The organism is Candidatus Abyssobacteria bacterium SURF_5 (genome assembly GCA_003598085.1).
In the GTDB taxonomy this organism is placed as follows: Bacteria; Abyssobacteria; SURF-5; order SURF-5; family SURF-5; genus SURF-5.
In genome coordinates, this window is record QZKU01000111.1 from 18,253 (window position 1) to 28,551 (window position 10,299).

Below are 10,299 nucleotides of genomic sequence, written 5' to 3' on the forward strand. Positions count from 1 at the left end.
TAGTCCTGCAGCATATCATCGACATAAGGAGCCGCCAGGGCTGATGATCGCGCAGGGGATTGAAATCATATGTTGGCCCGTATCTGACCGTACAAAAAGATGAAGAAGAACAGGGCGGTTCCAACAAGCACTATGACGGGTCCGGTCGGCGAATCGAGATAGTACGAAAGGAGGATGCCGGCCAATACCGTGGCCTCGCAAATTATGATGCTCCTGATGATCAACCCCTTGAACGTTCGCGATATCAATTTTGCCGTGGATGCGGGAATAATAAGGAGCGCGCTCACGAGAATGATACCCAGAATCTTCACTCCGAGAACGACGGATGTGGCAAGAATGATGTAGAAGATGATCTGGAGCAGGTTCACGTTGATGCCTTCGAGATAGGCCGTCTCGGGATCGAGCGCTATCAAGGTGATCTGCTTGTGTTTGGAGAGAAGAAAAAGACATATCAGGAAAGACAGTAGCGTGATGAGAATGACGTCTGTGGTCTTAATGGCAAGGATATTTCCGAAGAGAAAACTCATAAGGTCGGGCTGATATCCGCTTCGCAGGCTGATCAAGATCACGCCGAGCGACATTCCCGCGGTAAACAGCATCCCGATTATCGCATCCGAGGACAATGTGGTCTTCCGCTCCAGGTAGTAGATCGTCAGTGCAAACAGAATGCTGAAGATAATTGCCGCCGAAAGCGGTTGGAAGCTGCCAAGAATGCCGATCGCAATTCCCGTAAGAGAGGCGTGCGCGATGCCGTCGGAGAAAAACGACATCTTTCTCATGATAACGAATGTGCCAAGCCACGCGAGCAGAACCGCCAGCACCACTCCCGCCAGGAATGCCCGCTGCATGAAGGGGTATTGAAGTATATCAACCATGTTCATGGGGTCGGAATTCGATGTCCTTTCCGTACAATTTCTGGAGCACCTCCTTCGTTATCGCTTCTTTCGGCCTTCCGTCGCAGACCAGGTCCCGGTTCAGGCACAGGATCTGCGTCGCGAAGCTGTACACCATGTTGACCTCGTGAGAGATCAGCATGATCGTGAGGTTGTGCGTCTTGTTCAAGTGCTCGACCAACTCGAAGAACGTCATTTCAGCCGCCATATCCACACCGCTGGTCGCCTCATCCAGGAGAAGCAGCTTGGGCTCCTTCAGCAGCGCCTTCGCGATCAACGTGCGCTGCATCTGTCCGCCCGACAACTCGCCGATGCGTTTATCAAGAAAATGAGTCACCCCGACCTCATGCAGCACTTCCTCTCGCCACTGCGGGGTTGTCAACCTGACGAAGCCGAGGAATTCGCTGACCGTCAGCGGGAAGGTCTTATCAAAATCAAATCTCTGAGGTACGTATCCGATTTCATTGAGCGCAAATTTTGGGGCGCGCCCAAAAATGAGAACCTTTCCTTGGTATGGAATCAGGCCGAGTAACGCCTTGAGCATCGTCGTCTTGCCCGAGCCGTTCGGCCCGATGATGGCTACAATCTCGCCCGGCTTCACGTAGTAGTTGAGATTATTCAAGATAACATGATCATTATATTTGACGGTCAGGTTTCTGACCTCCAGAATCCTATTCTCGTCCATGGGAGAGAGCCTCAACGATCGTATTTGTGTTGTATTTCATCAAGTCAATGTAGCTTTCCCGACCCGCAACGCCGCCAATCGGATCGAGTACATACAGTTCCAGCCCCAAATCGGCAACGAATGCTTCAACCGATTCGGATGAAAGCTGCGGTTCCGAGAAAAGAACGCGAATGTCATACCTCCGAATTTGCTCCTGCAGGCTCGCCAGATAGCGCGGAGTCGGCTGCCTTCCGGGAAACGGCTCAATGTTTCCGACAATCACGAGGTCGAACTCGCGGGCGTAATAAACCCACGAATCGTGAAACGTGATCAATTCCTCACCCTGAAACGGCTCGAGTTGTTGCTTCAGCTCCAATTCCAAATGCTGCAGGCGGTCCTTATATAATGCGGCCTGATTCCTGTATGTTTGCTCATTTTGAGCGTCCACTTCGATGAGCTTCTCCAAAACATGGTCAGCTATGATCTGCGCATTCTTGACCGAAAGCCAATAATGAGGGTTGACTCCATTATGAGCATGCCCATCCTCTTGCCCGTGCTGCTCTTCTCCTGCAGAGACAAGCTCCACTCCTTCATCTACGATTACCGCCTTCCCATCCTCAAGAAATTCGGTGAACCTGCCGGTCCAATCGTCGAGCCCGTGCCCGATACGGAATACGAGACGGCTGTTTTCCAGGCGCCGCACGTGCTGGGGCGTCAACTCGATGGTGTGCGGACTCGCTCCCGGCGGCAGAATAAGGACCACCTCCATCTTGTCCCCTGCAATGTTCCTGACAATATCATATAAAGGGAATATCGTTGCCGCCACTTTGGGTTTTTCAGCGGATCGAGGCGGCTCTCCCTGACAGCCGCCGGAGCATATTGTCAGCGCCAAAACAAGAAACAGGCCCGAAAATACCCCCGCCAAGATCTTTCTCAATTTCTTTCTCTCCCCGGTGGTCGGAAGCAGGACCAAATAGGTAGTCAGACGGTTAATTTTCTGCCCTTGCGGCTGCGCTTAACTTCACGCTTGTATTCTTCGTACCCTTTTCGCCCCATCATCCCGCAGGCGTATTTCTTCCCCAACTCGACCCCCGGCTGATCGAACGGATTTATATTGTAGAGCGCACCCGCGAATGCCGTTTGCACTTCATACAGGTAAATCAATTGCCCGATTACGAACGGACTGATCTCCGGCAGAACGATAGTGCAATTCGGCCGCGAATTCTTCGTCAGAGCCAGCGCGCTCGATTCCTGTTCGGCCTTCAGCAGATCGCCGAGCGGCTGCCCGCCAAGATACGAAATACCCTCCATCTCCCTGAAAGCTGATGGGATTTTGATCTCGCGCGGATAGGAGCGAACGGCAAGAAACGTGACTACCTTGTCGAAAGGTCCCTCCATGTAGAGTTGGAGCTGCGAATGTTGATCGGTCGCACCCAGCGCTTTCACCGGAGTTTGACCCGTGTAAACCCGCTTGCCATCGAGCGAGTACTCCTTCCCCAGGCTCTCCGCCCAGAGCTGCCGGTACCAGTCGGCAAAATCGCGCAGCCGGTGTGCGTATGGCATCATAACCGAGATTCTCTTTCCCTTGCGCGTGTCAAGCAAATAATGAAGTGCTGCATTGATGGCGGCGGGATTCCTCCTCGCGTCTGCGGCGGTGCATGCCTCATCCATCGAGGCGGCGCCTCTTAGCAGCTGCCTTATGTTGATGCCTGATACCGCAGCCGAAAGGAGTCCGACCGGCGTCAGAACCGAGAAACGGCCTCCAACTCCATCCGGCACCTCAAACGTCTGATAACCTTCCGCATCCGCAATCTTTCGAAGATGGCCTTTAACCCTGTCCGTCGTCGCCACGATATGCCGCGCAAGCGACTGCCTACCCACCGCCCGCATCAGCCATGCGCGGGCAATCAGAAAATTACTCATCGTTTCCGCCGTATCGCCCGACTTGGTGATCACGTTGAATACCGTCTTTCGCGGGTCAAGCACCTGCAGCAGAGACAGCGTCCGGTCGGGATCCACATTGTCCAGAAAGAACATACGCGGGCCTCTCCGCCTGCGCGGGAGAGAATTATATTCAGGATGGTTGAGCGCCGAATGAAGCATGATGTTGCCGAGAGCGGATCCCCCGATTCCGATCACCACAAAATTGTCGACCACTTTCGGCAGTCGCCGCGCGTATGCCTCGATCTCGCGCACCCATTGCTCCTGGTAGGGCAAATCCAGAAATGCAAGCCGCCCCTCGCGCCGCATCTTGCGGAAGGATTTTGCGATCTCCTTCAGCCGCCCAAATTCGGCCCGCAATTCCTTCTGACTGATTCCATGATCCGGCCCGACCGCCTGTTCCATGAGGTTTGTATAATCGAGAACGATCCGTTGAGGGTGCGCTTTCGTCATCGCTGACATCCTTTTTCTCCGTTCATCCGATGGATTTGACCGGCAAGTGGATAACCCAATAAATATGTCATTTTAACCAACCGATGTCAAAAACAGAGCCGCTCCTCCACTCGCGCACCGCCTCCGGAAGATGAGCTTCTGATTAGACTTGTCATTGCAATTGTTGTATAATTTACGCTGGGTTGCTCGCGATGTCAAATTTCCCCGCAAAACAGCAGGAAACCTCGCATGAAAAACCTGCCGCGCGCGCTGGGCAGTGACTTTATCACGTATGCCAACTCCGCCGGCCGGATGTTCTTGTTCTGGGCCGACGCGATGGGCAAGGCGGTTACCCCTCAGTTTTACTTCCGGGAAACGATTCGCCAGGTCTTCAGCATCGGAGTGAAATCGCTGTTACTCACCTCGACGGTGGCGCTCTCGGTCGGAATGGTAATGGCCATGCAAACCATCGGCACGCTCAAAACGTTCGGTGCCGTCAATTACGTCGCCGTCGTCGTCGGCCTTGCCGTGGTGAAAGAGCTCGGGCCGGTCCTGACCGCACTCATGGTGGCCGGACGCGCCGGCTCGGGCATCAGCGCCGAAATCGGCTCGATGAAGGTGACCCGCCAGATCGACGCGCTGACCGTTTCCGCCGTTAATCCCATCCGGTATCTGGTGGTGACGAGAATCGTTGCGTGCATGATCGCCGTGCCCCTGCTCGCCGTGATCGCGGACATCCTGGGCATCGGCGGCGGCCTCCTCATCGGCATCGTGCAGGGGAACATCGGCTACCATCTGTACATGTCGTACACGTTAACCTATATCGGCTATGTCGATGTGCTTCCAGGCCTCCTTAAGACGATCTTCTTCGGCATGCTTATCGGGACAGTCGCCAGCTATTATGGTTTCAAGACTACGGGCGGAACCGAGGGCGTGGGAAATTCAACCAAGGCAAGCGTAGTCTCCACCTCATTGATGATCATGATCTCGGACGTCGTGCTCACCCGCATCATGATAATCATTTTCGGAGAATAGGCAACTGGACATCCGTTTCCTTTATGAACTATGAAGGTTCACGCAGCGCCCCTTTGATAGCCATTGAGGGGCTGAAGAAAAGTTTCAATGATCACGCCGTTCTCGATGGCGTCGATCTGAGCATAGCCGAGGGAGAGACTATCGTTATTCTCGGCGCCAGCGGCAGCGGCAAGAGCGTGTTCATCAATATTCTGGTCGGCCTGATGGAGCCGGATGAAGGTCGCATTCTTATCGAAGGTCAGGACGTGACGGCGTTCACGAATGATGAGGAATGGGATCGGCTTCGCCTGAAAATCGGATTCCTCTTCCAGGGATCGGCCCTCTATGATTCCTTGACGATCGGCGAAAACATCTCGTTTGTCCTCGAGCACCATTCGGATTTAAGCGAGCGCGAAATCCATGAGAGAATTATTCAGAAATTGAGGCTGGTAGGCCTTGAGAATGTCGAAGATCAAATGCCCGCCGAATTGAGCGGAGGAATGCAGAAAAGAGCCGCGCTCGCGAGGGCGCTCGCGTTCGATCCTCGCATCATCATTTACGATGAGCCGACGACCGGCCTCGACCCCATCCTTGCAAAGCAGATATCGGAACTCATTCACCGGCTCCAATTGGATTTAAAGGTTACCTCCATCGTAGTTACGCATGACCTGATATGCGCAAGTATCGTGGCCGATCGAGTCGCACTCCTGCACGAGGGCAAATTCATTTTCGTGGGAGCCATGGATGAGATGATGAAGAGCGAGAACGAGTATGTGCAGGAGTTCCTCGAGGCAAGTTCGTTGCGCCGGTGAGGCGGCTGCCGCATGAAGGCATTTTTGCGTCTGACATTATGGAGTATATTCAGGAGGTGGATGGATGGCTAAGCGAAGGAGAATGACGGAAACGATCGTGGGCCTTTTCGTCCTGTCGTCACTCTTGCTGCTGCTCGTCCTCGTCATTTTTATCGGAAGACAACAGAACATCTTTCAGGAGCGGTATCAGATACAGGGCTTCTTTGGATCGGTCGGCGGACTGCAGGCGGGCGCCGATGTGCAATTGGCGGGCATAACCGTCGGATACGTCAAGGACATCACGTTCGGGCCAAACAATAAAGTCAAGGTGGTCATGAGCATCACAAAAAGTCAGATGCAGCGCATTCGCGCCGATTCCATCGCCTCCATTAAAACGTTCGGTCTCATGGGAGACCGCTATGTCGCCATCACTGTCGGCTCGGAAGACGAACAGATTATTCCGCCCGACGGCGTGATCAAGACGCAGGAGTTTGTCGAGTTGACCGACGCCCTCGAAGCGGCGCGGCCCACCATGGAGAATCTCGAAAACACCATGCGAAACATCTCCGCCCTCACCGATCGGCTCGCCAGCCCCGACAGCGACGTCGCCACAATCTTGCGAAATATCAAAATCATGACCGACAATATGCGGCAGGGGGAAGGCACCATCGGCGCACTCGTCCAGCGAAACGATCTCTATGAAAAAACCAACGAAGTCCTCGACACCACTCAGGAAACCATGGATAATTTCAGAACGGTATCAGCCAATGCGCAAATGGCCTCTTCCGACCTCCCATCGCTTATGGAAAACCTGAAAACCTCCTTGCAGAAGATGGAAGAGTTTTCTGTAGATGCCTCCGCCGCCGCGACTGAGCTTTATCAGCTCATGGGTTCCGGAAAAGTCGTTATGGAAGATGCGCAGGCCATAACGGGAAATCTGAAAGCGGCTTCGGAAGACATTAAAGAGGTCACCCCGCGGCTCGCACCGCTGGTCGAATCCGCCGATGAGGGGGTTGGCGAAGCGAAAGAGGTTATCGAGGCCGCAAGAAGAAGCTGGCTCTTCGGCGGCCCCAAACCGCCACCCGCGGCCGGACCAATGGCGGTCGGTGAGCGCGATACGGCTCGCCCCGAGGTGGCCCAATGAGTGCGGCGCATGTGGTGATGCACAAATGCTCTCTCGCGCGCTCTTCTCTCCTGAATGCTCAATGCATCCGCAGAAGAAGCGCCTTCCTTCTCCTCACCGCTTGCGCATGCTTATGTGCCTTTGCATTCTCTTCCTGCGCGCGCGTGACGCCGCCCCCAACCCAGATCGAGCGGGCGGGCGAACAAATGAGCAGGGGGATCGAATTGTATCGCAAGGGCGATAATGTCGGCGCCTTGGGCAAATTCAACGAGGCTTTGCGCAGCAGCATCCTGGTTGACTACCGGGAGGGCGTCGCCGAAGCCCACAACAACATCGGCGCCGTTTACCTCGAGCAGGGCAAAACCGAGCGGGCGCTCGACAGTTTCCAAAAGGCGCTTTCCGCCTATGCCGCCCTCAATAGTCCTCGAGGGATTGCAACCGCGCAGGTCAACGTGGCTTCAGCTTATTCAGCACTGAATCAAAAAGGGCAGGCCGAACGAAATTTAATGGATGCGCTGGAGATTACCGAGTCAAACAAATTGCCGGCTCTTCGGGCGAAAGTGCTGAATAATCTGGGGATACTCGCGAAAGAAAAGGGAAATCTGCAAGAGGCGAAGGACCTTTATCAGCAAGCGTTGAAACTGAATGAAAACGTTGGAGATCAACTCGCCGTCGCGGAAAATCTGACGAATCTGGGAACGCTTTCCCTCGCCATGAATGACCCGGATGCCGCCCTCGATCTCTATGAGCGCGCCCTCGAAATCGACAAGCAGCTCGAAGCCTCAACCGCCATCGGGATCGACCTCTTTAATATCGCCGCCGCTTATCAGGTCAAGGAGGATTATGCAAGCGCCCTTCGCTATTACACGAGAGCGCTCGACATTTTCAGCCTCCATCAGAATGACCGCCGCATGGCTGAAACCCTCTACAGAATGGGATTGGTAAGACAAAAGACCGGAGACGTGAAGAAAGCGCAGGAACATCTGGAAACCGCGCATGAACTGGCTTCCGCGGCAGGGTTGAAAGAATTGGATGAGATGGTCGTTTCGGAGTTGAATTCGCTGTAACTTGAATCTCGCCTCAACCAAGAGGCCCTTAGAGCGGATAGAACGTGAACTCGCAACACCCTTCGGGCAATTTCGCCGTGTGAGCAACCCTCATTTTCAAGGATAAAGACTTCGCTGCCTCAATAAATCCCGCAATACAACTTGCGCCGCAGGGAAGCCCCTCGAGATTTATACCCGCCGCCGAAAGCGCCGCGTGCAGCGCGCAGCCGTATTCCTGAAATTTCAACTCGTGAGTAGTCGAGAGAGTGACGTTCCATTTGTCCTGCGGCCGCAGCGACAGGACGGAAAGCTCGATGTAGCGCTGCAGTTGATGCGGGAACCGGATACCGGTCTGTTTGGCGACTACCTCGATCATCTCGGCCGTCCGATCCTTGTACTTGCCATCCGCCAATTCAAACACTTTCTGCATGACGCCCCGGCCGAATTCGTCAAAAGCTTTTCGCGCTTCACTCTCACCCTTATCCCGCAGTTTCTCCGCAAGATCCGCAAAACTGAAAGCGGCCGACATCTCCTCCGCCATCTCCTTCGGCATATCAAAATCGCGAGACACTCCTTCTTCGAGTTTCAGGCGTCTGCCGGCTGCAATCTCATCACTCGGGCCGATTTTCTTCCTTGCGGCCTCCGTGCTCTTTCGTTTTACCTTCTTCTCCGCCATCTTATCAACTCCTCCATATGCGTTGCGGATCGATTATTCCGGCGAGGGCGCCTCCATCGAGTCGCCGGCGGGCGCATCCGCCATGCCGGCAACAGAAACCGTTATCGCTTCTCCCGGACATCCTTCCTCGCACTTGCGGCACGTAATGCACTGATCGTAATAGCGCGCATATACTTGATAATCTTTCCGATCGGTCTCGCGGAATTTCCATATCTTCGTAGGCCCGGTGATAAAAACCATCATTGGACACGTCCGCAGACAGTTCCCGCAATCTAACGGCCCGATGCATTTCTCATTATCGACGGTTATGACTGGAAGCATTCAACATTCCTCCGGTTCTTCCCAAAGCGACTTCGCCCAAAGCGGCAGCTCACACGAGCTACCAATTAGCGGCCAAGGCCGGAAAACCGCTTCGCTCGGAAAGAGTTATTGCCTTCGTCGGGCACACGCTCGCGCACAGCCCGCACCCGAAGCACCTCGTCATGTCGATCGCGGCCTTCTCAGCAAAAATCTTGAAATACATGGCCCGAAAGTGGCACCGCGATATGCACTTCTTGCAGCCGATGCATTTCTCAGGGTCGACTTCCGCCACATGCTCCCCTTTGAGCAGAAACTTGAAGTCGTAATCGACTCGGTTGCGGATTGCCACGCAGCCGGGATACTCGCACTGGCACATGCCCCCGATGTAGGGCAGTCCGAACACATCAACGGTATGAACCAGCCCGGCCTCGTCGGCGACATCAGCCCATTTCTTCGCTTCCGCCGGCGACATGAATTCTACGCCGCCCCGATACGTCTCCGGCCATCGCTCCCATTTATACATGCCCGGCCCGATCCCGATACACGTGAAATTCTGTTCGTCCGGCAACGCGATCGATGCGCGCCTGCAAGCACAGGTCATCCGGGCAATCGGATATGCTATGTCGAAAATCTGCTTGGTCTCCTCAAGGGTCACCACCTGTGCAAAATGACGCCCGTACGCTTCCTCGAGGGCCTCTTTTTTTACTCGCTCCTCTTCATCGCGTTTTCCTGCCGAGCGCAGGCGGATAATCTCATTGATTGCCGCGCCCCCCATTCCCGCGGCTTGTGGATCGGCCTCGACGCCCAGTGCCTCCTCCGCGTCCTTCCGTATCTTATACAAGCGGCGAGCATAATTGGAAGGATTCAAATACCATTTTCCGCCGTTACCGTATTCTTCACAAAAACGACACATCGTGCTCCTCCCTCCGGAATCCCATTCCCTTGATCGTGCAGGAGGTTTATTCTCGCTGCGACATGGACGGGAAGATCCCTCCGCTTTTCCTCCGCGCATGCATCCAAAAATAAAACGAAGCAGACAGCGTCATTCGCCGCCGGAGGAAAGACTTCCCAACCGCGCCAGCGCTTCCGAAAAATCAGGATCGTACCGGAGCACCTGCCGGAGCTCGTCGGAAGCCCTCGCTTTGTCTCCTGCTCGTAAGAATTCTATAGCTCGCCCGTAATGCCGCAGGGCGAGCTCGGGGTTCTGTTCTGCCGACTCGTGTAGATGGCCCAGATGCATAAAACTCGGATTGTCCTCTGAGGACACGGGAAAATTTTACCACACTCTTTACAGCGAATGCAAGGATATCCACCCGGAGTCTAGGGCTTACGCATCTAAATCGGCCCTTGGGGGCGGATTTTTGCTGACTGCTCCTTCTTATTGGCTCTGTTGGGTTTCCTTTGTGGTTTTGGAGATGA

The 10,299-nt window shown here is 54.5% G+C and carries 12 protein-coding genes; 4 read left to right on the top strand and 8 right to left on the bottom strand.

What is annotated here, in order from left to right; translation table 11 throughout:
• Positions 1 to 65 precede the first annotated feature (65 nt).
• The 4 genes from C4520_15775 to C4520_15790 are packed head-to-tail and all read right to left on the bottom strand — an operon-like array spanning position 66 to position 3,960.
• Entirely contained in the window at positions 66 to 881 is an 816-nt protein-coding gene (locus C4520_15775; GenBank protein RJP17742.1) for a metal ABC transporter permease, read from the bottom strand.
• Positions 868 to 1,578 carry a metal ABC transporter ATP-binding protein gene (locus C4520_15780; GenBank protein ID RJP17743.1) on the bottom strand — a complete coding sequence of 237 codons (711 nt, stop codon included), beginning with the start codon at positions 1,576 to 1,578 and terminating at the stop codon, positions 868 to 870. The genes C4520_15775 and C4520_15780 overlap by 14 nt, the downstream gene beginning before the upstream one ends.
• Positions 1,565 to 2,551 carry a zinc ABC transporter substrate-binding protein gene (locus C4520_15785; protein ID RJP17744.1) on the bottom strand — a complete coding sequence of 329 codons (987 nt, stop codon included), beginning with the start codon at positions 2,549 to 2,551 and terminating at the stop codon, positions 1,565 to 1,567. Before C4520_15785 ends, C4520_15780 begins: the two co-directional genes overlap by 14 nt.
• Positions 2,539 to 3,960 (bottom strand): glucose-6-phosphate isomerase, encoded by a 1,422-nt coding sequence (locus tag C4520_15790; protein ID RJP17745.1) that lies wholly within the window; start codon positions 3,958 to 3,960, stop codon positions 2,539 to 2,541. The genes C4520_15785 and C4520_15790 overlap by 13 nt, the downstream gene beginning before the upstream one ends.
• A 219-nt stretch (positions 3,961 to 4,179) precedes the next feature.
• On the opposite strand from C4520_15790, the gene C4520_15795 reads away from it, so the two are divergent.
• The 4 genes from C4520_15795 to C4520_15810 all read left to right on the top strand — a co-directional run bounded on the left by C4520_15795 (position 4,180) and on the right by C4520_15810 (position 7,925).
• Positions 4,180 to 4,965 carry an ABC transporter permease gene (locus C4520_15795; protein ID RJP17746.1) on the top strand — a complete coding sequence of 262 codons (786 nt, stop codon included), beginning with the start codon at positions 4,180 to 4,182 and terminating at the stop codon, positions 4,963 to 4,965.
• A gap of 23 nt (positions 4,966 to 4,988) precedes the next feature.
• Positions 4,989 to 5,756, top strand: a complete 768-nt coding sequence (locus tag C4520_15800) for an ATP-binding cassette domain-containing protein (GenBank protein ID RJP17747.1) — start codon at positions 4,989 to 4,991, stop codon at positions 5,754 to 5,756.
• Between the two features lie 64 nt (positions 5,757 to 5,820).
• Positions 5,821 to 6,879, top strand: coding sequence for an MCE family protein (locus C4520_15805; protein RJP17748.1), 1,059 nt, complete (start codon positions 5,821 to 5,823; stop codon positions 6,877 to 6,879).
• Positions 6,876 to 7,925 carry a tetratricopeptide repeat protein gene (locus C4520_15810; GenBank protein RJP17749.1) on the top strand — a complete coding sequence of 350 codons (1,050 nt, stop codon included), beginning with the start codon at positions 6,876 to 6,878 and terminating at the stop codon, positions 7,923 to 7,925. The genes C4520_15805 and C4520_15810 overlap by 4 nt, the downstream gene beginning before the upstream one ends.
• Positions 7,926 to 7,953: 28 nt before the next feature.
• Here C4520_15810 and C4520_15815 read toward each other — a convergent pair whose 3' ends face one another.
• From C4520_15815 to C4520_15830, 4 genes are all read right to left on the bottom strand, one after another.
• Positions 7,954 to 8,580, bottom strand: a complete 627-nt coding sequence (locus C4520_15815) for a hypothetical protein (GenBank protein ID RJP17750.1) — start codon at positions 8,578 to 8,580, stop codon at positions 7,954 to 7,956.
• Between the two features lie 33 nt (positions 8,581 to 8,613).
• The gene (locus C4520_15820) at positions 8,614 to 8,901 is read right to left on the bottom strand and encodes a 4Fe-4S ferredoxin (GenBank protein RJP17751.1); all 288 of its coding nucleotides are present in this window, start codon (positions 8,899 to 8,901) and stop codon (positions 8,614 to 8,616) included.
• A 58-nt stretch (positions 8,902 to 8,959) separates the two neighbouring features.
• Positions 8,960 to 9,793: a 4Fe-4S dicluster domain-containing protein gene (locus tag C4520_15825; protein ID RJP17752.1), complete on the bottom strand. Its 834-nt coding sequence runs from the start codon at positions 9,791 to 9,793 to the stop codon at positions 8,960 to 8,962.
• Positions 9,794 to 9,922: 129 nt separating this feature from the next.
• Positions 9,923 to 10,147: a hypothetical protein gene (locus tag C4520_15830; GenBank protein ID RJP17753.1), complete on the bottom strand. Its 225-nt coding sequence runs from the start codon at positions 10,145 to 10,147 to the stop codon at positions 9,923 to 9,925.
• Positions 10,148 to 10,299 lie beyond the last annotated feature (152 nt).